The following is a 22,024-nucleotide window of genomic DNA, read 5'->3' on the forward strand; positions in this document are numbered from 1 at the left end:
GGTGGCGGCGCGGGCGGCGCCGGGGGCGAGCAGCAGGGGCAGGGCCAGGGCGACAGCCAGGGGCAGGGCCACCGCCGCGGCCAGCAGTGGCGTGCCGCCGAGCAGGGCCAGCGCCACCACCACCACGGCGAGCACGGCGGCGCCCGGGACGATGGCCGCCAGATAGAGCCGGTCCAGCGCTTCCACATCCGCCACCAGCCGGCCGAGCAGGTCGCCCGAGCGGTTGAGGCCGATGCCGGCCGGCATGCGCTCCGCCAGGCGGCGGAAGAACCAGACGCGGAGATCGGCCAGCGCCCGGAAGGTGGCGGCGTGGGTGACCATGCGCTCACCCCAGCGGGCGGCGGGGCGGAGGGCGACCAAAGCGAGAATCAGCGCGGTGCCGCCGGCGAGGGCGGTGACGCGGCCGCCGGCGAGGCCGAGTAGGGCGAGGCCCAGCAAGGTGGTGAGCACGGCGGCGGCGATGCCGGCCAGCAGCCAGGGGGCGCGGTGGCGCCAGAGGCGGAGGATGCGCAGAAGATCAGAAAGCATGAGGGTAGCCCTCGGGGGCTCCGCCCCCGAACCCCCGCCGGGGGGTGGACCACCCCCCGGACCCCGGTGTGAGTTTTGGATCCGACGGCTGAACCTGCCGACTCAGACCGGGGTCCGGGGCCAGGTCCTGGCCCCGGCGGGGACCGAACGCATGCGTGCGATGGGGGCAGAGCCCCCTGCCCCAGCGGCGCACCCTCATGCCTGCGCCTGCCTTCCAGGCCCCGCCACCCGGCCCCCCTCGATCTCCAGCACCCGTCCCAGCCGGCCGCGCATCCCGCTATGGCTGGCGATGATCGCCGTGCGCCCCAGGCAGAGCCGCTGCAGGCTTTCCATCACCTCCGCTTCCGTCCCCGGATCCAGATGGGCGGTGGGCTCGTCCAGCAGGACCAGCGGCGTGTCGCGCAGGAAGGCGCGCGCCAGCGCCACGCGCTGCGCCTGGCCGCCCGAGAGGCCCCAGCCTCCCTCCCCCACCTCGGTGTCCAGCCCCTGCGGCAGCGCGGCGGCGAAGCCTGTGACGCGCGCTGCCTCGGCCGCCGCCTCCACCTGCGCCGGCGTCGCCTCCGGCCGGGCGTAGCGGATGTTCTCCCGGATGGAGCCGCGGAAGAGATGCGGCTTCTGCCCGACATAGGAGGAGAGGCGGCGCAGCTCCTCCGGCTTCAGGGACAGCGCGTCCTGGCCGTTGATCGCGATCCGCCCCGCCTCCGGCCGCACGAAGCCCATCAGCAGCCGCAGCACGCTGGACTTCCCCGCGCCGGAGGGCCCGGCCAGCACCAGCGTCTCGCCGGCATTCACCCGGAAGGAGAGGCCATCGAGTGCCGGCGGCCGGGCCGGGTCGTAGCTCAGCCGGACATCGGTGAAGGTGACGACGACACGGGGCGGCATCGTCTCCAGCACCAGCCCCTCCCCGGACGGGGCCAGCAGCAGCGGGGCCAGCGCCGTCGCCGCGCCACTGGCGGCCAGGCGTTCATGATAGGCGGCGGCGAAGGCGCGCAGCGGGGCGAAGAAGGCGGGCACGGCCAGCAAAGCGAAGATGCCGGCAGTGGGGTCGCCGCCCCCGCCCCCGCGCCGCCAGGCGATGCAGGCAATGGCGCCGGCCGCCAGCAGCTCCATGGCGGTGCCGGAGAGGAAGGCGATGCGCAGCACCCGCATGGTGCGCTGGCGCAGCTCATGGGCCGATTCCGCCAGCGCCTCGGCCTCCGCCTCCTGCCGGTTGAACAGGACCAGGGTGGCAAGGCCGCGCAGCCGGTCCAGGAACCGGCCGGAAAGGCGCTCCAGCGCCTCGAACTGCCTTCGGCTGGCGGCGGCGGCGCCGATGCCGGTGAGCGCCATGGCCACCGGGTAGAGCAGCCCGGCCAGGCCGAGGACCAGCGCCGCGTGCCAATCCGCCCAGAGCACGGCGAGGAAGACCAGCACCGGCACCAGCATGGCCAGGGCGGCAGCGGGCAGCCAGCGGGCGAAATAGCCGTCCAGCGCCTCCACCCGGTCGATGACCAGGGAGGCGCGCTCCCCGACGCCGCGCGGATCGGCAGGGCCGAGGGCCAGGAGGCGGGCGAAGGCGGCGCCGCGCAGCCGGGCCCGGGCCGCCTCCCCGGCAGCGAGCTGAGTGCCTTCCTGCACCAGGCCGAGCGCGGCGACGAGCAGGGCGAGGGCGCCGGCCGCAGCCAGCTCCGCCCAGCCGGCGTCGCCATGGCCAAGCAGCGCCGCAACGACCCGCGCCACCAGCCAGGCGCCGCAGAGCCCCGCAAGGCTCGCCGCCAGGCCGAGCAGCACGGGCGGCAGCACCCGCGCCCTCAGCGCCCTGCTTTCCTGGCGCAGCAGCCTGGCTGCCGCGCCGCCCCGGGGTCCTTCCATGGCGGTGGTATAGGCCCGGGGCCGGGGCGGCGTCACCCGCCCCGCCTTGGCCATGCGGGGTGAAGGCGGGGTTGCCGTGCCTCGTGGCGCAGGCTTCAGGAAAGCGTCAGGCCGGGGACAGGATGCCGGGCGCCGGAAGCCTGGTCGCAGGAACCCACGCCGGCTGGGGCCCCGGCCGGGTCTCCGGGACCGCGAAGCGCTACTGCCGCGCCGCGTCGCGCGGTCCCGGCTGGCCTGCCGGCAGCGGGCGCCGCCCTTGCCGCGACGGCACGCTTCATGCTGGCAGCGGGCAAAGGCCGGCACCTCGCCGGTGCTTGCAAAGGAGCCCCGCATGCTGCCCACCCATGGCCGCTACGCCTACGCGCCTACGCCTACGCGCCCTGGCCGGACCGGCCCCGCTATGCCTGGCCGGGCGGGGCGAAGCTCGCGGTCCATCCCGGCGTGAACCTGGAGCACTTCGCCTTCGGCGAAGGGCTGGGCGCCGAGCCGGCGCCCAGCGGGCCGCAGCCGGACGTGCTGAACTATGCCTGGCGGGATTACGGCAACCGCGTCGGCGGCTGGCGGTTGATCGAGCTGATGGACCAGCTCTCCCTGCCCGCCACGGTGCTGCTGAACAGTGCCATGTATGCCCATGCGCCGCAGCTCGTCGCCGCGCATCGGGCCCAGGGCTACGATCCGTCCCGGCTGCGCGGGAACTAGCTCGCCGCCCGGTGTCCTGCCGCGGGCTCGTCACGGAAGGCTGTGCGTGGCCTCGGGACCCCGGCGAACCCAGGCGCCACAAGGCCGCGTCCGGGTCTTCCGGGGTGTTTCCAGGCCCCGCGCATAGCATTCGCTTAACGCAACTGCCCTAAGCCCGACATGCAGCCAGCCGCCCGCTTCCTCCTCCCGGGCCTGGCCCGGCATGGAGGGCGCCGTGATCGACGTGAACATGCTCAGCCGGATCGCCGACCAGCTTGAGCTGGAGGCGCGCGGCAGCGCCGCGGCCGACATGGCGATCCATCGGGCCCTGCGGCGGCAGGGCAGCCCCGCCCCCTACACCACGGACAAGCACGCGGCGAAGCTGCTGGCACCGCCCGGGCATGAGGTGGAGGTGCTGACCGTCATGGGCCGCAACCTCGGCTCCTGCTGGCGGCCGGCCCGGCCGACCGAGACCGGCCAGGCGGCGACGCAGGAGCTGGCGCTCTGCGCCGCCATCATGCGGGCCTGGGTGGTGCGGCTGAAGATGTAGCCGCCCACCCCGACGCCGCTCTCCGCCCTCAGGCGGGTTTGAACACCGGATAGGGCGGGGCGTCCTCCTTCCCGTCGCCCTGGGTCGGGCGCCAAGTGATCTGCACCTTGTCGCCGATCGCCACCTTGTCGAAGTCGCACTCGACGATGTTGGTCATCATCGTCGGCCCGTCATCCAGCGTGACATAGGCGATGGCGTAGACTTCCGGCGCGCGCTTCATGACGCTGACGCTGTAGATCTTGCCGGTGCCCCTGCTCTCCACCCATTCCGTGGTGGCGCTCATGCAGAAGGGGCAGCAGGCGCGGGGATACCAATGCACCTTGTTGCAGGCGGTGCACTTCTTGATGAGGAATTTGCCCTGCTTCGCGGCCTCCCAGAAGGGCGCCGTCTCGGGGTTCACGCCGGGCGCGGGGATCGCGCGTTCCTTGGCGGCCATCGTCTCACTCCCGTTCCATGATGAGGGTCGCGGCGCCATGCCGGCTGCCGAGCAGGCCGCCCGTGCCATGCGCCAGCGCCAGGTTGCAATTCGGCACCTGGACCTTCGGATGCGCTTCGCCGCGGAGCTGCCGCACCGCCTCGATCACCTTGGTGATGCCGCCGCGGTTCGCCGGGTGGTTGTTGCAGAGTCCGCCGCCATCGGTGTTCCAGGGCAGCTTGCCGACGCCGCTGATCAGGTTGCCATCGGCGACGAACTTCCCGCCCTGGCCCTTCTCGCAGAAGCCGATGTCCTCCAGCTGCACCACGACCGTGATCGTGAAGCTGTCGTAGATCGAGGCGTATTTGATGTCGGAGGGCTTCACCCCCGCCTCGGCAAAGGCGGCGGGGCCGCTGCGGACGCCGGCCGAGTAGGTCAGGTCCACATTGCCGCCCATCTGGCCCTTGATGCTCTCACCGGCGCCCAGCACCTTCACCAGCGGCCGCTTCAGGCTGCGGGCGATCTCGGGGGCGACGACGACGAGGGCGCCGCCGCCATCCGAGACCACGCAGCAATCGAGGCGGTGCAGCGGCGTCGCGATGAGCGGGCTGGCCAGCACCTGCTCCACCGTCACCACGTCCCGCAGCATGGCATGCTCGTTGTACTGGGCATGGTGCGAGGCCGCGACCTTTACCCAGGCAAGCTGCTCCGCCGTGGTGCCGAACTGGTACATGTGCCGGGCGGCGACCATCGCATAGGCGTTCACCGTGGCGACGCCGAGCGGGAATTCCCACTGCGTGTCCGGCGCATCGGCGCCGCGCATGCGCGGAGTCGCGCCGGAATGGCCCTCCGAGCGGGGCCGGCCCGCCAGGGTGATCAGCGCGACCTTGCACTTGCCCATGGCGATCGCCTCGGCGGCGTGGGCGACATGGGCGATGTAGGAACAGCCGCCGACATCGGTGCTGTCATAATGCTTCAGCGTCAGCCCCATATAGTCGACCATGGCGATGGGGCCGAGGCCGGGGGCGTCGCCGGCGCAGAAATAGCCGTCCACATCGTCCTTGGTGAGGCCGGCATCCGCCAGGGCTCCGAGCGCCGCCTCGGCATGGAGTTGTGCGACCGACTTGTCCTTCGCCAGTCGCGTCGGGTGCTCATAGGCCCCCGCGATATAGGCCTTGCCCTTGATGCTCATGCGCCGTCTCGCGCTCCTCTCCCGAACGGCCCGCTGGCCGGTGGCGCAGTTTCGCCCGAAGCGGCGGCTTGGGCAAATCGGCGATCGGCCGGGCGGGAGGGGAATTGCCCGTCCCGGCGCTTCGCCGCATCCTGCGGCGCAGCAGATGCGGAGGAAAATCCATGAGCGCAGCGACCGGTCCCGAGGCGACGGGCCCCCTGAAGGGCATCCGGGTCCTCGACATGACGGCGGTCGTGCTGGGTCCCTTCTGCACCCAGACCCTCGGCGACTGGGGGGCGGAGGTGATCAAGATCGAGCCGCCGACCGGCGACATCGTCCGCGCCTCCGGCCTGTTCCGCACCCGCGGCATGGCCGCGGTCTTCATGGGGCTGAACCGCAACAAGCGGTCCCTGGCGGTGGACCTGAAATCCGAGGAGGGCAAGGAGGTGCTGCGGCGACTGATCCCGACCGTCGATGTGCTGGTGACGAATGTCCGCCCGGCCGGCATGCGGCGCCTCGGCTTCGGGCCGGAGGAATGCCGGAAGCTCAATCCGAAGATGGTCTTCGCCGTTGCCACCGGCTTCGGCCAGGACGGCCCGCACCGCGCCCGGCCGGCCTTCGACGAGATCATCCAGGCCGCCTCGGGCCTTGCCGACGTCGTGGGCGAGGCGGAGGGGGAGCCGCGATTCGTGCCCTCTCTGGTGGCGGACAAGATCACTGGCATGGCGCTGCTTTCCGCCGTGCTCGGCGCGCTGCTGCACCGGGAGCGGACCGGCGAGGCGCAGACGGTGGAGGTGCCAATGCTGGAGACGCTGACCGCCTTCGTCAGCGTCGAGCATCTGGGCGGGATGGCCTTCGACCCGCCGATCGGCGAGCCGGGCTACAAGCGGCTGCGCCACCGCAAGCCGGCCAGGACCAAGGATGGCTGGATCACCCTGCTGCCCTATTCCTCGGCCAATTGGGTGGCCTTCTTCACCGCCGCCGGCCATGCCGACCTCATCGAGGAGCTGCATCTGCGCGACCCGGTGCAGCGCAACGCCAATATCGACAAGGTCTACGAGGCGCTGCGCCGCGTGGCGCTGGAGCGGACCACGGCGGAGTGGCTGCAGCTCTGCGAGGAGCAGGACGTGCCGGCGACCGCCTTCACCAAGATCGGCGATCTGCCGAAGCACCCGCATCTGGAGGCCGTGCAGATGTTCGGCCTGCATGAGCACCCGACCGAGGGGCGGGTGCGCATCGCCCGGCCGCCGACCCGCTTCGAGAAGACGCCGGCGAATATCCGCAGCCATGCGCCGCGACTCGGGGAGCATACGGCGGAGGTGCTCGGCGAGCTGGGCTTCGGGGAGGCGGAGATCGCCGCCATGGCGGAGAAGCGGGTGATTCGGACGGCATAGCGGGAGGCGACGCCGGCGCTCTCCCCGACCGGGCGAGGCGCTGTGGCTGGGACGAGGCGGCCGCAGCCTCCCGCCTAGCCCGGCCCCATCCAGGATGGCGCCGCCGGCCCGCCGACCGTGACGCGGAAGCCGCATTCCGCGAAATCTGCTCGCGATCAATCAATCGGTAGTTGAGCGTATACCGACGCTTCCTATCCTCGGCGGCACGTCAGTGTGAAGCCGGTCATGCCATTCCGAACCGCCCGCGCCCTTCGCCATGCCGCCAGCGGCCTGCGCCGCCTCACCCTGTGGCTCGGCACCGGGTTGCGCCGCGACGGCTACCGGCCGGAACGGCATTACATGCGGGGCGGTCGCCGGGATGGCGCACGCGCCAGCTCCCAGCCGGGCTGACACGCCGGCGCTTGGCTCCGCCGGGCGGATCGAGTTGCGGCGCAGCATCGCCACCGCCGGACAGGCTGGACAGCGCTTCGCGCCCCCCGGCGGTAGCCCTGGCAGGAGCCGGCAAGCGGCTGCGGCCATGCAGCCCGGAACGGAGGGGATCGCCCATGGCAGCGGCTCGGGGAAGCCACGCCATACCGGCGGCCGCCCCGCGGCGTTGCGGCCCAGTGGACGCCCGCCGCGCCCGGTGGGAGGCTGCGCCGTCATGCCGCCCCTTTCGCCGCTGATCCGCGCCACCTCCGCCCCGCCGATTCCCTCCGCCCGCGGCTGGGCCGCCCGCTATGCCGGCGGCGCCGGGCCGATGATCGACCTCACCCAGGCGGTGCCCGGCTACCCGCCGCATCCGGCGCTGCTGGAGAAGCTTGCCAGCCTGGCCGGCACCGCCGCCGCCGCCGGCTACGGCCCGATCGACGGCGACCCGGCGCTGCGCGAGGCCCTGGCCGCGGACGCCGCCGGCTTCTACGGCGCCGAGATCACCGCCGCCGATGTCGCCATCACCGCCGGCTGCAACCTCGCCTTCGCCATGACCATGGCGGTGCTGGCGGGGGCCGGGGAGGCGGTGGTGCTGCCCACCCCCTGGTACTTCAACCACGCCATGGCGCTCTCCATGGCCGGCATCCGCGCCCTCCCCCTGCCCTGCCGCGCCGAGGACGGCTTCGTGCCGGACCCCGCCCGCCTCGCGCCGCTGCTGGAAGCGGGCGCCCGCGCCCTGGTGCTGGTCTCACCCAACAACCCGACCGGCGCGGTCTATCCGCCGGAGCTCATCGCCGACTGCGCCGCGCTCTGCCGCCGCCACGGCGTCTGGCTGGTGCTGGACGAGACCTATCGCGACTTCCTGCCCGAATCGGCGACGCCGCCCCACACCCTGTTCCAGGACCCGGCATGGCGGGAGGGCGTGGTGCAGCTCTACAGCTTCTCCAAGGCCTATTGCGTGCCGGGGCACCGGGTGGGGGCCATCCTCTCCGGCCCCCGCGTCCGGGCGGAGCTGCTGAAGGCGCTGGACACCCAGCAGATCTGCGCCCCGCGCGCCGCCCAGGCGGCGCTCGCCTGGGCGGTGCCGGCGCTGCGCGACTGGCGGGTGGCGAACCGCGACCTCATGGCCGGGCGGGCCGCCGCCTTCCGCCGCGCCGCGGCGCAGCTTCCGGGCTGGCGGCTGGACGCGCTCGGCGCCTATTTCGCCTATCTGCGGGTGCCGGAGGGCGGGCCCGGCGCCCTCGCCCTGGCCGAGACCCTGGCGGCGAAGCATGGCTTGCTCGCCCTGCCCGGCCCCTTCTTCGCGCCGCCGGGCGATGCCGGGCAGGACCGGCATCTGCGCCTCGCCTTCGCCAATGCCGGGGAAGCGGCCATCGCCGCGCTCCCCGCCCGCCTGATGGGAGTGACCGCCGCATGAGCCCCGCCCGCGACCGCGCCGCCGCCTTCTGCGCCTGCTTCGGCCTGAGCATCCCCATCCTGCAGGCGCCCATGGCCGGCGCCTGCCCGCCGGCGCTGGCCGCCGCCGTCGCCGCGGCCGGCGGCATGGGCGGCATGGGCGCGCTGATGAGCAGCCCGGCCGCGATCGGCGACTGGGCGCGGCAGGTACGCGCTGCCAGCAACGGCGCCTTCCAGATCAACCTCTGGATCCCCGACCCGCCCCCGGCGCGCGATGCGGCGCATGAGGCGGCGGTGGCGCAGCGGCTCGGCGAACTGGCCGGCATGGAGGTCCCGCTGCCCGGCGAGGGCCCCTTCGTCCAGGATTTCGCCGCGCAGGTGGAGGCGATGATCGCCGCCGGGCCTGCCGTCGCCTCCTGCATTATGGGCGTCTTCCCGCCGGAGGTGGCGGCGCGGCTGAAGGAGCGCGGCATCCTCTGGATCGCCAATGCCACCACCGTGGCGGAAGCGCGGGAGGCGGAGGCGGCGGGGGCCGCTGCGGTGATCGCCCAGGGGGCCGAGGCGGGCGGGCATCGCGGCGCCTTCGCAGCGGCGCAGGCGGAGGCGCAATGCACCGGCCTATTCGCGCTGCTGCCGCAGATGGCGGATGCGGTGGGGATTCCGGTCATCGCCGCGGGCGGCATCATGGATGGGCGGGGCATCGCGGCGGCGCTGACCCTCGGCGCCAGCGCGGTGCAGATGGGCACCGCCTTCCTCCGCTGCCCCGAGGCGGCGATCCACCCGGCCTGGGCCGCGGCGCTGGCCGCGGCGAAGCCGGAGGACACGGTGCTGACGCGCGCCTTCTCCGGCCGGCTCGGCCGCGGGCTGCGCAATTCGGTGGCGGAGGCCTTCGCCGGCGACCTCGCTCCCGCCCCCTACCCGGTGCAGCGGGCGCTGATGGCGCCGGTGCGGGCGGCGGCGGAGAAGGCCGGCGACATCAGCCGCATGCAGGCCTGGGCCGGCCAGGGCGCGGCGATGGGCCGGGAGGAGCCGGCCGGGGCACTGGTGCGCCGGCTGTGGGAGGAGGCGACGGCGCTGCTGCCCTAGGCCGCGGGGCACGGGCCAGGCGGCCCTGACAGATCCTCTCGCGTCGGGAGCCTTCGCCGCCGGAGCCGCCAGCCTCGACGGCGGCACCGGGGCAGCGTAGCGCTCCCCGTTTCCGCTTGGCCCGCCCGTCGCCCCACCGCGGCTCTGGCGCGGCGGGCTGCGCGGGTCACCCATCGGCCGACCGGACGGGCCCCGCGGCAGTGCCCAGCGCCTGCCCGGGCCTCATGAAGCCGCACAGCGGTTTTACGAGGAGTCACGCCCACAGCCTCTCCCGCTGCAGCCCGGTGTAGAGATCGGCGACGAATTCGCCATAGCCGTTGAAGAGTTGGGTCGGCACCCGCTCCCCGGTGCCCAGTACCCGTTCGCTCGCTTGGCTCCAGCGGGGATGCGCGACCTCCGGGTTGATATTGGCCCAGAAGCCGTATTCCTGCGGCTGGATCGCCTCCCAGAAGCTCTTCGGCCGCTCCGCGGTCAGGGTGATCCGCACCAGGGACTTGCCGGCCTTGAAGCCGTATTTCCAGGGCTGGTGGATGCGCAGCGGCGCGCCGTTCTGCGGCAGCAGGGGCTTGCCATAGGCGCCGACCACCATGAAGGAGAGGTCGTTCGCTGCCTCCTCGATGGTGCAGCCCTCGACATAGGGCCAGGGATACCAGCTCTGCCGCAGGCCGGGCATCACGCCGGGCAGCGCCGCCGTCTCGAAGCGGAGGTATTTCGCCCCGGATTGCGGCCCGGCGGCATCCAGCAGCGCCTTGAGCGGGAAGCCGTTCCAGGGCACCACCATGGACCAGGCCTCGACGCAGCGCAGGCGATAGACCCGCTCCTCGATCGGCATGGTCTTGATGAGCTCGTCGATGTCGTATTCGCGCGGGCGGTCCACCAGCCCATCCAGCTTCACCCGCCAGGGACGCAGCGGCAGGCGCTCCGCGGTGCGGTGGATGCCCTTGTCGGTGCCGAACTCGTAGTAGTTGTTGTAGGTGGTGGCGTTTCTCTCCATGGTTATGTCGCGACCCGGGCGATAGCGCATGTTCCGCACGCCGGGGTTGAATTCCTGTGCGCCGGCTGGGATGGGTGCCGCCAGCACTGCCGCCCCAGCCAACAGGGCGCGCCGCCCGAAGGCGAGATGTTCCGGCGTGACCTGGGACTCGGGAATTTCCCAGCCGCGACGCTTGCGAATGAACATGCGGAGCCTCCTCGGCTCGCCCGAGAATGGGTTCCGGGCGCCTGCCGTCAAGGAGCGGCTTCGTTCCACAGCCGGAGATGGTTACGCCCGGCTGGATCCTCGCCTGTGGCAGTAAATTTATATTGTATTCTATCAGGCGAACACTTAGTTGTGAGCCACCCCCGGTTGATCTGACCCACGGAGCCACTCATGCGGATCCTTCTCGCCGCCGACACCGCTGACACCGAAGCCCTGGAGCAGGGGCTGGCCCGTCTCGGCGTCCTGGCCGATCCGGTCGAGGGTTTCGAGGATCTTGCCTCCGTCATCACCCTCAGCGGCCCCTATGAGCTGGTGCTGCTGGTGGTGCGCGGCACGCTCGGCGCCGCCCAGGAAGCGGTGCGGGCGCTGCGGCGGAGCGGCCAGACCCTGCCGCTGCTGGTGCTGGCGCAGGGCGGTGCCGATGCCGCCGCCGAGCAGGCCATGCTGCATGCCGGGGCGGATGACTTGGTGCGCCCACCGATCCACCTGGCGGTGCTGCAGGCGCGGATGCAGGCCATGGCGCGGCGCGCCCGCGGCTTCGCCTCCGCCGCCCTCACCTGCGGCAATGTCACCCTGGACCAGGAGCAGCATGCGGTCTGGGTGGATGGCAGCCGCGTGCCGCTGACCGCCCGGGAATACGACTTCCTGGAGACGCTGATGCGCCACAAGGGCGTGCTGCTGACCAAGGAGCGCTTCATGGCCAGCCTCTATGCCGAGGCGGAGGCGCCGGATTCGAAGATCGTCGATGTCTTCGTCTGCAAGCTGCGGCGGAAGCTCGCTGCCTCCGGCGCGGCGGAGATCATCCGCACGGTCTGGGGGCGCGGCTATGTGCTGTTCGAGCCCTCGGCCGAGGCGGTCGCCGAGATCCGGGCGCAGCGGCGTGAGGTGCAGGCGGCCCCGGCCCGGGGCTGGGTGCGCCGCACGACGCGGTATGCGACGGCCTAAGATCCCCATAACGTTGCTGCACAACGCCATGGGGGGGCCCGGGAGCGCTGGCCTGCTGAGCTGAGGCACAGCCTGCCGCGGCAAAGCACCAGGCGACGCCGGCTGACGACGGGCGCCTGGATGCCCCACCGCAGCCCAGCCGTCAGAACGTCCCGAAACGCCTGCCGGACCCTGCCCCGTCCGTTGCCATTCCGCGGCTTCGCCCCGGAAATGCCGTGCGGCACCTTGGAGGCAAGCGCGTCCGGGGTCCCCACACAGCCGCGCAGCGTCTGTGTGGGAAGTTCTTAACCCTTCCCCGCCATCCTGAACCGGGCCGGCACGATGCCGGCGATCGAGGTTCAGGATGAGCGCGACCCCCTCCCCCGCCCCGCGCCGGCTGCTGCATGTCGGCTGCGGCCTGCCGCACCCGGCGAAGCTGCCGCTTGGCTGGCTGCCCCCCGGCCCCTGGGAGGAGGTGCGGCTGGATATCGACCCCGCCGTCGAACCCGACATCGTCGCCTCCATTACCGATATGCGGGCGGTGCCGGAGGCCAGCTTCGACGCGGTCTGGTCGGCGCATAACCTCGAACACCTCTACCCGCATGAAGTGCCGCTGGCGCTGGCGGAATTCCGCCGGGTGCTGAGGCCGGAGGGCTTCGTGCTGCTCACTCTGCCGGATCTGCAGCAGGTGGCGGTTCTGGTCGCCGCGGATCGGCTGACGGAACCCGCCTATCTCTCTCCCGCTGGCCCCATCTCGGCGCTCGATATGCTCTACGGCCATGGCGCCGCCATCGCCCAGGGCAACCACTTCATGGGCCATCGCGGCGGCTTCACCGCGCGCAGCCTGCAGCAGGCGCTGGAGGCGGCCGGCTTCCCGCTGGTGCGGGTGGCGAGGGATGAGCGATTCGCCCTCTGGGCCACCGCCCACAAATCCGCCCCCGCCCTGGTGGCCTGACCATCGCCTGCCAGGAGGGCCACCCCATGCCGCATGTGAGCCTCGCCGAGCTGCTCGCCACTGCCCAGGGCTTCGTCCAGGCCGGGCGTCCGGCCCTTGCCGCCTCGCTCTACCGGGACTGGCTGGCGCAAAGCCCGGAGACGGCGCTGCGCCACATCGTCTGCTTCAACTACGCGTTGGTGCTCAGCCAGCTTGGCGATATCGGGGGCGCCGCCGCCGCCTTGCAGGAGGCGATCCGGCTGCAGCCGGATTTCCTGCCGCCCTTCCTCGCCTTCGGCACGCTGCATGAGAGGCTGGGCAGCACCGCCCAGGCGCTGGGCTGCTGGGCGCATGTGGCGAACGGCCTGGCCGCCATCACCGGCGATGCCATCCAGTACAAGGCGACGGCGCTGAAGCAATCCGCCCGGGTGCTGGAGGATGCCAAGCGACTAGGCGAGGCGGAGGAGATGCTCCGCCGCATCATCGAGCTGGGCCAGCCGCCGCGCGACGTGGTGCAGCACTGGCTGAGCCTCCGGCAGCGGCAATGCCGCTGGCCGGTGGTGGCGTCGGTGGGCGGGCTGGACCGCGCCGCGCTGATCGCCGCCATGGCGCCGCTGACCGCGGCGAATTACGCCGATGACCCGCTGCTGCACCTGGCCGCCGCCGCGGCGCATAGCCGGCTGGACAGCGGCCAGCCGAAGACCCTGCCCTTTCCGCTCGCGCCGCGGCCGCTCGGCCTCGGCCAACGGCGGCTGCGCATCGGCTACCTTTCCTCCGACCTGCGCAACCACGCCATCGGCTACCTGATGGCGGACATGCTGCGGCACCATGACCGCTCGGGCTTCGAGATCTTCGTCTATTACTGCGGCATCGCGGCGGAGGACGGGATCAAGCAGCGCATCCGCGGTCAGGCGGAGCATTGGGTCAGCATCACCGAGCTGGATGACGAGGCCGCCTGCCGCCGGATGCGGGAGGACGGCATCGACATATTGGTGGACATCAACGGCCATACCCGCAGCGCCCGCACGCGCCTGCTCTCCCTGCGGCCGGCGCCGGCCATCGTCAATTGGCTCGGCTATGCCGGCTCGATGGGCAGCGCCTATCACCACTACATCATCGCCGATCCGGTCATCATCCCCCCGGGCTCCGAGCACTATTATTCGGAGAAGGTGCTGCGCCTGCCCTGCTACCAGCCGACCGACCCGCAGCGCGTGGTAGCGGACCGCATGCCGAGCCGCGCCGCGGCCGGGCTGCCCGAGGACGCGACCGTCTTCTGCTGCTTCAACGGGCCGCAGAAGATCACCCCTTTCGTCTTCCGCCGCTGGATGGAGATCCTTCGCCAAGTGCCGGGCAGCGTGCTCTGGCTACTGAAGGGGGCGGAGGAGGTGGATACACGGCTGAAGGCCATGGCGGCGGCCGAGGGCATCGCGCCGGAGCGGCTGGTCTTCGCGCCGCTCGCCGACAACCCCTCGCATCTCGCGCGCTATCCCCTGGCCGATCTCTTCCTCGACACCACGCCCTACGGCGCCCACACCACCGCCTCCGACGCGCTCTGGATGGGCGTGCCGGTGCTGACCCAGCCGGGGCGCAGCTTCGCCTCCCGCGTCTGCGCCAGCCTCGTCACCGCCGCCGGAATGCCGGAGCTGGTGATGGGCTCCGCCGCAGATTACGTCGCCGCCGCCACCCTGCTCGGACGGGACCGGGCACGGCTGGCGGCGCTGCGGGAGAAGCTGCTGGCGGGGCGCGAGACCGCGCTGCTGTTCGACCCGGCGCGGCTGGTGCAGGCCATGGAGGGGCTGTTCCGCAGCATCGCCGCCGATCTGGCCGCCGATGCCGTGCCGGTGCCGGAGCTGACCAACCTCGAGACCTATCTGGAGATCGCCGGCGAGCTGGGTCACGAGTTGGTGGAGTTCACTGGCCTGCCCGATTACGAAGCGCGCTACCGCACGGCGCTGGCGGCGCGGCACGCCTTCGCCCCGCTGCCGGCGGATGCTCGGCTTTGGCCCGGCGGCGCTACGCTGCCGCTCGGGGCGGCGGCCTGATGTCGCCGGCCCTGGCGGAGGCGGCGCCCGGCCTGGCGAGGCAAGGGCTGGAGGTGCTCTTCCCGCTGCTGGAGGGGGCGAGACCGGAGAGTGCCGTCGCCCTCTACCGCGCCTGGATCGCCGCCAATCCAGGCGCGCCGCAGGAATTCGCCGCCTGGTTCAACCTGGGCGTGGAGCTGGGCCGGCTGCACCGGCATGCCGAAGCGGAGGCCGCTTATCGTGAAGTGCTGCGGCTCAGCCCGCGGCTGGAACCGGCGGCGCTGAACCTCGGCGGCACGCTGGAAGCCCAGGGCCGCCGGGCGGAAGCCCTGGCGGTGTGGGACGGCGCACTGCAACCCCTGCCGCATCGCGTGATGCTGCTGAACCAGCGCGGCAGGCTGCTGGAGGAGGAGCGCCGCTTCGCCGAGGCCGAGGCCTCCCTGCGCGAAAGCCTGGCGCTGGACCCGGCGCAGCCCGATGTCGTGCAGCACTGGCTGCATCTGCGGCAGAAGGCCTGCATCTGGCCGCTCTACCGCGGCGAGATCCCTGGGCAGAGCCTGGCGGAGCTGGCGCTGCAGAGCGGGCCGCTTGGCATCCTGGCCCTGACCGACGACCCGGATCTGCAGCGCCGCAGCGCCGCCGCCTGGCTGGCGCGCAAGGCGCCGCCGGCGCCGCGGCGGCTGAGCCCGGAGCGGGGCTACCGGCATGACCGCATCCGCATCGGCTACCTCTCCTCGGATTTCTGCCGCCATGCGCTGAGCTTCCTGATGGCGGAGGTGTTCGAGCGGCACGACCGCCGCGAATTCGAGGTCTTCGGCTATTGCTCCTCCCCCGAGGATGGCAGCGAGATCCGCCGCCGTGTCGTCGCAGCCTTCGACCGCCACGTACCGATCGGAGCGCTGTCCGAGGAAGCGGCGGCGGCGCGCATCCGGGCGGATGAGATCGACATCCTCGTGGACCTCAATGGGCTGACCAAGGGGGCCCGGCTGGGCGCGCTGCGCTACCGGCCGGCGCCGGTGCAGGCCACCTATCTCGGCTATGTCGGCTCCGTCCCGCTGCCGGAGCTGGATTGGCTGCTCTGCGACGACCATGTCATCCCGCCCGGCCTCGCGCATCTCTACGCGCCGCGGCCCTTGCCGCTGGGCGGGCTGTACCAAGCGAATGACAGCCGCATGCCGGCGCTGCCCGCGCTCTCCCGCGCGGTGGAGGGGCTGCCGGAGGACGCCTTCGTCCTCTGCTGCTTCTCGCACCACTACAAGATCACCGAGGCGATGTTCGGCGGCTGGATGGAGATCCTCCGCCGCCTGCCGCAGGCCGTGCTGTGGCTGGTGGAGGATACGGAGAGCAGCAAGTCCAACCTGCTGCGCCACGCTGCCGCGGCGGGGATCAACCCGTCCCGGCTGGTCTTCGCGCCGCGGGCGGAGCCGGCGCACTACCTGGCGCGCTTCACCCTGGCCGACCTCTTCCTCGACACCACGCCCTACAATGCCGGCACGGTGGCGAGCGATGCACTGCGCATGGGGCTGCCGCTGCTGACGCTCTCGGGCCGCGCCTTCGCCTCCCGCATGGCGGGGAGCCTGCTCAAGGCGCTGGGGCTGGAGGCGGGGATCACCGCCGACCTGGAGAGCTATGTGGCACGGGCGGTGGAGTTTGCCACGCAGCCGGGGCTGCTGGCGGAAGCGCGGCTTGCCTGTACGCGCTGGGCCGCGCGGATCGGGGATGGCGCGGGGTTCACGCGACGGCTGGAAGCGGCGTATCGGCGTATCCGGCTGCCGGGGTGTTGAGGAAGGGCGCCGGTTGCGGCAGTGCCGCAACCCTCAAGCTCCCTCCCGCCAAGGCCGAAAGGTCCTTGGAGCCCTTGGGTCAGCTGCGCCGGCTGCTTGCGGTGCGCGCACCGAGCTCGGTCACGGCGGCCTCGAAGGCGCCAACCTTGGCTGCGGCGTCGCTCTGGTCCGCGGCAAGAGCGGCATGCGCGGCCTCCAGCGCATCCAGCAACGCCACGATGGCCGCCAGCGTGCCCTGTGCCGGGTCCTCCTCCCGCAGCTCGGCCAAGCTGCGGAAGATGCTGTAGCGCTCCCCGGCGCCGATGCGGCTGTCCCGCTGCACCGCCTCCAGGAAGCGGCGATGCTGCGCGTCCAACGCCTCCCGCCGGGTGCGGATGACGCCGCGGGTGCCGGTGCCGGTCTCCGTCCCCAGCACGGTGCGCAGCAGTGCCGTCACGGCCCGCAGGGAAGGGTCCGCCTCCGCCGCCACGGCGGCAAGGCCGGGCTGGCCGCCGCGCCGGGCCAGGGATTGCGGCAGATCGGCCAGGGCGGCGACGCCGGCCAGCCCCGCCTCCCGCTGCGCCGCCGGCACCCGTACCACGCCGGCGGCCGCCAGCCGGTCCAGCGCCTGGGCCATCGCCTGGGAGAGCTCAGTTCCGCCGGGACCCGGCGCCTCCTCCACCCGCTCGCCTTCAGCCACATCGCCCAGCGCATGGGCATAGGCCGAAAGCGCGGCGAAGCCGGGGTCCAGCACCTCCCCCGCCGCCTCCACCGCGCCGGCCGGCAGCGGGGCAAGGCCGGGCACGCCGCGGCCACCGGCGGCGAAGGCGATGGCGACTTCCTCGCGCAGCGCCGTTCGCTCGAACCCATCCATGCGCTCGATCGCCGCCTCCACCGCCTGGTCGGCATTGCCGAGGGCGGAGGCGAAGCGAGAGGCGGCGGAGGAGTCAGTCCGGGCGCCGGTCTGGGCACAGCCGGCGGCGGCCAGCAGGACAAGGAGGGAAGCAAGGCGGGCTGGGCGCATGCGGCATGTCTCCCGACGCGGTCGAAACTGGTTCGCGCGCGGCACTCCGGGGGTCAATTGTAGGATTGGTCACCCCGAAGGCCCGTCGCTTCACCCCGCGCGTACCAGACTCACGGTTTCCAAAGGTCTTTCGGGTTCTGGTGGAGGGAGCCCGAGGGGTTGCGGCACGCCACAAGGAGCCGCCCCCCGGAGTCACACCGAGGGAGTCAGACCAGCCGCGCCTGCCGCACCGCCGCGCCGATGAAGCCGCGGAACAGCGGATGCGGCGCGAAGGGCTTCGACTTCAGCTCCGGATGGAACTGCACGCCGATGAACCAGGGATGGTCGGGGTATTCCACGATCTCCGGCAGCTCCCCATCCGGGGACATGCCGGAGAAGCGCAGCCCCACCTCCTCCAGCCGGTCGCGATAGGTGACGTTGACCTCGTAGCGGTGACGGTGGCGTTCCTCGATCTCGGCCGTGCCGCCATAGACCTCCCGCACCAGGGAGCCTTCGGAGAGCCGCGCCGGATAGGCGCCGACCCGCATCGTGCCGCCGAGATCGCCGGCGGCGTTGCGCCGTTCCACCGCGTTGCCGCGCAGCCACTCGGTCAGCAGGCCCACGACCGGATGCTCGCAGGGGCCGAATTCGGTGGAGGAGGCGCCCTTCAGGCCGACCAGGTTCCGCGCCGCCTCGATCACCGCCATCTGCATACCGAAGCAGATGCCGAAGAAGGGCACCTTGCGCTCCCGGGCGAATCGCACCGCCTCGATCTTGCCGGGCGTGCCGCGCTCCCCGAAGCCGCCGGGGACCAGGATGCCGCTGGCGCCCTCGAGCCGCGCCACGGCTTCCTCGTTCTTCTCGAACACCTCGCTGTCCACCCAGTCCAGCGTCACCCGGACATTGTGGGCGATGCCGCCATGGGTCAGCGCCTCGGCCAGCGACTTATAGCTGTCCAGCAGGTTGGTGTACTTGCCGACGATGGCGATCTTGACCTCGCCTTCCGGGTGCTCGATGGCGCGGACGATGTTCTGCCAGCGCTGCATGTTCGGCTCGCCATAGATGGAGAGGCCGAAATGGCGCAGCACTTCGCGGTCCAGCCCCTCCGCATGGTATTGCAGCGGCACGCCGTAGATGCTGCTGGCATCGAGCGCGGGGATCACGCTTTCCGGCCGAACGTTGCAAAACAGCGCGATCTTGCGCCGCTCGCTTTCCGGGATCGGCCGGTCGCAGCGGCAGAGCAGGATCTGCGGCTGGATGCCGAGGCCGAGCAGCTCCTTCACGCTGTGCTGCGTCGGCTTGGTCTTCAGCTCCCCCGCGGAGGGGATGTAGGGCACCAGCGTCAGGTGCAGGAACAGGCTGCGGGTCGGGCCCAGCTCATTCGCCAATTGCCGGATGGCTTCGAGGAAGGGCAGCGATTCGATGTCACCGACGGTGCCGCCGACCTCGACCAGGACGAAGTCGTAGCCCTCCGTCTCCTCCTGCACCACCGCCTTGATCTTGTCGGTGATGTGGGGGATCACCTGAACGGTGCCGCCGAGATAATCGCCCCGCCGCTCCGCCGCGATCACGTCGGAGTAGATGCGGCCGGTGGTCCAATTATCCGCCTTGCTCGCATGCACGCCGGTGAAGCGTTCGTAATGGCCGAGATCCAGATCGGTCTCCGCGCCATCGTCGGTGACATAGACCTCGCCGTGCTGATAGGGGCTCATCGTCCCCGGATCGACGTTGAGGTAGGGGTCCAGCTTGCGGAGCCGCACCTTGTAGCCACGAGCCTGCAACAGCGCGCCGAGCGACGCCGATGCAATGCCCTTGCCGAGGGAGGAGACCACGCCGCCGGTGATGAATACGAACCGCGCCATGGGCGGCCTACATAGCCCGCCGCCGCCCCCGCCGCTACCCGCGCCGTAGGGGGGACGGCCATGCGCCTGCGCAGGTTGCGGAATTCCGGGCGGGCCGCCATGGCGTGCCCGGAACGGTCAGCCGCGACTCGGCCTGCTCAGCGCGCCTCGGCGATCTCCGGCGCGTATTTGCGGAGCTGGGTCATGGCCTCCTGCCAGAAGCCGGCCTTGGCCGGCAGCAGGGCGCGGTTCTCGATCAGGGCTCGGGTGTTGTCGCTCCTCGCCCCCGCCATCGCCCGCTCGCATTTTGCCACCAGCCGGGCCCGCACCGCATCGTCCACCAAGGTGCGGAGCCGGCCCAGCGCCTCCTGCACCCGGGCCTTCGCCCCGGGGTCAGCTCGCCGCGCAGCGCCGCAGCCAGCCTGCCAAGCTGGCGGTCGAAGCCCGCGGCGGTCTGCTCCGGCAGCAGGGCGGTACCCCGGCGGAGCTGGTCGATCGTTGCCTGGGCGCGTTCCACGAAGCCTGGCGGCGGCACCTGGGCGAGCTGGCGCTGCAGTCCGGCATGGGCCCGCATCAGCGCCGCGGCGTCGATGACACTGGTCGCAGCACGCTTCAGCTCCGTCGCCCGGCCGAGGAAGTTCCCGATCTCGGCCAGCTTCCGCTCATCACCCTCCAGATCCTGCCATTCCCGCCAGGCGGTCAGCACCTGCCGCTGCACCGGCAGCTCGGTCTCGGACCAGGGGGTGTCGGGGAAGCGGGCCAGGATCGCATCCTTCGCCGCCAGGCTGCGCGCATCCGCATCCACCGGCCGCGCCAGCGGGTCCCGCTCCAGCGAGGGCGGCCGGACGCCGCGGACCAGCCACATCGGCGCCACCGGGTCGTCGCCGATGTCGGAGCGCAGGCTGCCGGGCGCCCAGCCCAGCGCCCTGGCCTGCTCGTGCAGCGCATCGCGCTGGTCCGGCGGCATCAGGAAGCAGTCGTTGATCAGCGCCTGATTCGCCTTCACCTGCGCGATCACCTCCGCCGCCGCCTGGAAGCCCTCGGCGTCCAGCCTGGGGTCGAACAGGCGGACGGCGTTGCGGTCGATGGCGTACTGGACGAGCGCCGGCGGCAGCTCCGGCGCGGCCAGCTTGAGGAAGGCGGCGGAACGCTCCGCCATGGCGATCGCCTCCTCGCCGATCGCCCCGTCCAGCTCCGACTGCTCCCCGGCCAGCAGGCGCTGCTCCCGCCGCAGCGCCTCGCCGATGGCGGCGGGGTCGAGCTGCGCGATGCTCTTCAGCATCTCCTCATCGAAGGGTGCGGGGGCGGGCACTGCGGCCGGGGCGGCGGGGGCTGGCGCAGCCGGTTGCGACCGAGGATGATGGTCTGGCTCATCTCAGGCGGCCTCGGCAATGCGGTCCAGGGCGGCGACCAAGCGGCTTTCGATGCCGACCGGGATGCCGAAGGGGTTCTCGTCCACCAGCCTCGCCAGGGGGTGGCCGAGCACCGCCTTGCAATAGGCCAGGGCGGCGTCGCGCACGGCCCTGGCGGCGGTCCCCTGGTGGTCCGGCGGCGCGGCGCGAAGCTGCATCAGCGCCTTCATCAGCCCCATGCCTTCGCCATTGGTCATGCCGTACAGGGCGAAATCGGCGATGCGGACGAGATTCTCATCCCCGGTGGCGCGGAGCTCCCCGGCCAGTCGGTTGAGGCCGGCATCCACCTCCTCCTTGGCGTCGCGCCACAGGGCGAGGAGTTCGGCGGGATCCCCGGCGGGAGTGCCGGGCGACGGTGCCCCGATGCCCAGCACGCGCTGGACCCGGCCCGCCTGATCTGCCGTTGCCTTGGTCTGCCGCCTCCGCCAGTTGCGCCCGGACCCCTCATTATTGCGCATCGGTTTGCCACACCAGAGGTGACGACGCCAACGGCTTCGCCATCGGCGGTGCGCGGGACGGGTCAGGGGGGATGGCGGGGGCTACGCCCCGATGGGCTCAGGGCCACGCCTGGGGCGCGGCGCGGGGGTCCGGCACGCCTTGCAGGCGGCGAGGGGGGGCCGTGCCGGCGCCGCCGATCATATCGGGCCGGCGCCGGCCCGGAGGGTCAGTTCGTCGGAACGCTCGGCGCGGCCGGGGCGGCGGGCGCGGTGGGGGCCGGGGCGGCCGGCGGCGAATCCAGGATGGAGCGGGGCTGACCGGTGGTGCGGCCCAGCAGGGCGAGCGCCAGGGACAGCACGAAGAAGGCGGTGCCGAGGATGGCGGTGGTGCGGGTGAGGAGGTTGGCTGTCCCCCGCCCGGTCATGAAGGCGCCCATGCCCTGGGAGGAGCCGACGCCGAGCCCGCCGCCCTCGCTGCGCTGCAGCAGCACCACCCCGATCAGGGCCAGGGTTACGAAGAGGTGGATGATGAGGAGGACGGTCGCCATGGGGCCCGGCTTCTAGCCTTTCACGCGAGGGAACGCCACCCTGCCGGATTCAGGCCTCGACGACCACGTAACTATCCTCCACCCGCACCGGGAAGGTCTCCGCCTGATAGGGGCCTTCCACCAATGCCGCGCCGCTTTCCACCTGGGCGGGGAATTGCCGGACCTGCACCCGCTTGGGGTCGAACCAGCTCTTGCCCGTGCGGATGTCGAACTCCCAGTAATGCCAGGGGCAGCGCACCATCTCCCCCTTGCGGGAGTAATGATAGACCCCCGGCTCCGGGCTCTCCACATGGCCGGAGACCAGGCCGGCGCAGAGGCTGCCCCCCTGGTGCGGACAGCGATCCGACAGGGCAAAGAATTCGCCGCCCAGGTTGAAGACGACGATGCGCTTGTCGCCGGCCTCGACCAGCTTCCGCTCCCCCGGAGGCAATTCGGCCACCGGGGCCACAACCACTTTGGCCATT

General features: G+C 72.1%; 20 protein-coding genes and 2 pseudogenes. 10 read left to right on the forward strand and 12 right to left on the reverse strand.

Translation table 11 applies throughout. The features are described 5' to 3' along the window. Window positions 1–528: pseudogene (locus NJ376_RS04415) on the reverse strand (thiol reductant ABC exporter subunit CydC); the annotation flags it as partial. A gap of 195 nt (window positions 529–723) precedes the next feature. Then, window positions 724–2,379, reverse strand: coding sequence for a thiol reductant ABC exporter subunit CydD (gene cydD, locus NJ376_RS04420; protein ID WP_252952019.1), 1,656 nt, complete (start codon window positions 2,377–2,379; stop codon window positions 724–726). A 441-nt stretch (window positions 2,380–2,820) separates the two neighbouring features. Here cydD and NJ376_RS04425 point away from each other — a divergent pair, with 441 nt between their 5' ends. Together NJ376_RS04425 and NJ376_RS04430 are read left to right on the forward strand one after the other, a co-directional pair. Further along, window positions 2,821–3,078, forward strand: coding sequence for a polysaccharide deacetylase family protein (locus NJ376_RS04425; RefSeq protein ID WP_252952020.1), 258 nt, complete (start codon window positions 2,821–2,823; stop codon window positions 3,076–3,078). Window positions 3,079–3,292: 214 nt separating this feature from the next. Further along, window positions 3,293–3,607, forward strand: a complete 315-nt coding sequence (locus NJ376_RS04430; protein WP_252952021.1) for a hypothetical protein — start codon at window positions 3,293–3,295, stop codon at window positions 3,605–3,607. A gap of 28 nt (window positions 3,608–3,635) precedes the next feature. On the opposite strand, the gene NJ376_RS04435 is transcribed toward NJ376_RS04430, so the two are convergent. Both NJ376_RS04435 and NJ376_RS04440 read right to left on the reverse strand, forming a co-directional pair. After that, window positions 3,636–4,043, reverse strand: coding sequence for a Zn-ribbon domain-containing OB-fold protein (locus NJ376_RS04435; protein WP_252952022.1), 408 nt, complete (start codon window positions 4,041–4,043; stop codon window positions 3,636–3,638). A gap of 4 nt (window positions 4,044–4,047) precedes the next feature. After that, a complete protein-coding gene (locus NJ376_RS04440) occupies window positions 4,048–5,214 on the reverse strand; it encodes a thiolase domain-containing protein (RefSeq protein ID WP_252952023.1) in 1,167 nt (388 codons plus the stop codon). 161 nt (window positions 5,215–5,375) lie between these two features. Here NJ376_RS04440 and NJ376_RS04445 point away from each other — a divergent pair, with 161 nt between their 5' ends. The 4 genes from NJ376_RS04445 to NJ376_RS04460 all read left to right on the forward strand — a co-directional run bounded on the left by NJ376_RS04445 (window position 5,376) and on the right by NJ376_RS04460 (window position 9,479). After that, a complete protein-coding gene (locus NJ376_RS04445; RefSeq protein WP_252952024.1) occupies window positions 5,376–6,587 on the forward strand; it encodes a CaiB/BaiF CoA transferase family protein in 1,212 nt (403 codons plus the stop codon). Window positions 6,588–6,812: 225 nt separating this feature from the next. After that, the gene (locus NJ376_RS04450) at window positions 6,813–6,977 is read left to right on the forward strand and encodes a hypothetical protein (protein ID WP_252952025.1); all 165 of its coding nucleotides are present in this window, start codon (window positions 6,813–6,815) and stop codon (window positions 6,975–6,977) included. Window positions 6,978–7,230: 253 nt separating this feature from the next. Beyond that, on the forward strand, window positions 7,231–8,415 hold the full coding sequence (locus NJ376_RS04455) for an aminotransferase (protein WP_252952026.1): 1,185 nt from the start codon (window positions 7,231–7,233) through the stop codon (window positions 8,413–8,415). Then, window positions 8,412–9,479 carry an NAD(P)H-dependent flavin oxidoreductase gene (locus NJ376_RS04460; protein WP_252952027.1) on the forward strand — a complete coding sequence of 356 codons (1,068 nt, stop codon included), beginning with the start codon at window positions 8,412–8,414 and terminating at the stop codon, window positions 9,477–9,479. The genes NJ376_RS04455 and NJ376_RS04460 overlap by 4 nt, the downstream gene beginning before the upstream one ends. A 253-nt stretch (window positions 9,480–9,732) precedes the next feature. Here the strand turns inward: NJ376_RS04460 and msrP are convergent, their stop codons facing one another. Further along, entirely contained in the window at window positions 9,733–10,659 is a 927-nt protein-coding gene (gene msrP, locus NJ376_RS04465) for a protein-methionine-sulfoxide reductase catalytic subunit MsrP (protein ID WP_252952028.1), read from the reverse strand. A 189-nt stretch (window positions 10,660–10,848) separates the two neighbouring features. Between msrP and NJ376_RS04470 the strand changes: the two genes are divergently transcribed. The 4 genes and pseudogenes from NJ376_RS04470 to NJ376_RS04485 all read left to right on the forward strand — a co-directional run bounded on the left by NJ376_RS04470 (window position 10,849) and on the right by NJ376_RS04485 (window position 16,340). Then, a complete protein-coding gene (locus NJ376_RS04470; protein ID WP_252952029.1) occupies window positions 10,849–11,622 on the forward strand; it encodes a response regulator transcription factor in 774 nt (257 codons plus the stop codon). 331 nt (window positions 11,623–11,953) lie between these two features. Next, window positions 11,954–12,556 (forward strand): annotated as a pseudogene (locus tag NJ376_RS04475) (class I SAM-dependent methyltransferase); the annotation flags it as partial. Between the two features lie 26 nt (window positions 12,557–12,582). Then, window positions 12,583–14,577: an O-linked N-acetylglucosamine transferase, SPINDLY family protein gene (locus tag NJ376_RS04480; RefSeq protein ID WP_252952031.1), complete on the forward strand. Its 1,995-nt coding sequence runs from the start codon at window positions 12,583–12,585 to the stop codon at window positions 14,575–14,577. Next, window positions 14,577–16,340, forward strand: coding sequence for an O-linked N-acetylglucosamine transferase, SPINDLY family protein (locus NJ376_RS04485; protein ID WP_252952032.1), 1,764 nt, complete (start codon window positions 14,577–14,579; stop codon window positions 16,338–16,340). Before NJ376_RS04480 ends, NJ376_RS04485 begins: the two co-directional genes overlap by 1 nt. 79 nt (window positions 16,341–16,419) lie before the next feature. On the opposite strand, the gene NJ376_RS04490 is transcribed toward NJ376_RS04485, so the two are convergent. From NJ376_RS04490 to NJ376_RS04515, 7 genes are all read right to left on the reverse strand, one after another. Further along, a complete protein-coding gene (locus tag NJ376_RS04490; RefSeq protein ID WP_252952033.1) occupies window positions 16,420–17,343 on the reverse strand; it encodes a hypothetical protein in 924 nt (307 codons plus the stop codon). 206 nt (window positions 17,344–17,549) lie between these two features. Continuing rightward, the gene (locus NJ376_RS04495) at window positions 17,550–19,184 is read right to left on the reverse strand and encodes a CTP synthase (RefSeq protein WP_252952034.1); all 1,635 of its coding nucleotides are present in this window, start codon (window positions 19,182–19,184) and stop codon (window positions 17,550–17,552) included. A gap of 137 nt (window positions 19,185–19,321) precedes the next feature. Beyond that, complete coding sequence (locus NJ376_RS28650; protein ID WP_256476144.1) at window positions 19,322–19,456, reverse strand: hypothetical protein; 135 nt, start codon at window positions 19,454–19,456, stop codon at window positions 19,322–19,324. Further along, on the reverse strand, window positions 19,420–20,445 hold the full coding sequence (locus NJ376_RS04500; RefSeq protein ID WP_252952035.1) for a hypothetical protein: 1,026 nt from the start codon (window positions 20,443–20,445) through the stop codon (window positions 19,420–19,422). The genes NJ376_RS28650 and NJ376_RS04500 overlap by 37 nt, the downstream gene beginning before the upstream one ends. A gap of 93 nt (window positions 20,446–20,538) precedes the next feature. After that, on the reverse strand, window positions 20,539–20,949 hold the full coding sequence (locus NJ376_RS04505) for a hypothetical protein (RefSeq protein WP_252952036.1): 411 nt from the start codon (window positions 20,947–20,949) through the stop codon (window positions 20,539–20,541). A gap of 290 nt (window positions 20,950–21,239) precedes the next feature. Next, entirely contained in the window at window positions 21,240–21,560 is a 321-nt protein-coding gene (secG, locus tag NJ376_RS04510) for a preprotein translocase subunit SecG (RefSeq protein ID WP_252952037.1), read from the reverse strand. Window positions 21,561–21,609: 49 nt separating this feature from the next. Further along, window positions 21,610–22,023, reverse strand: a complete 414-nt coding sequence (locus NJ376_RS04515; RefSeq protein ID WP_252952038.1) for a Rieske (2Fe-2S) protein — start codon at window positions 22,021–22,023, stop codon at window positions 21,610–21,612. Window position 22,024 lies beyond the last annotated feature (1 nt).

The organism is Siccirubricoccus soli (assembly GCF_024178315.1).
Lineage (GTDB): Bacteria > Pseudomonadota > Alphaproteobacteria > Acetobacterales > Acetobacteraceae > Siccirubricoccus > Siccirubricoccus soli.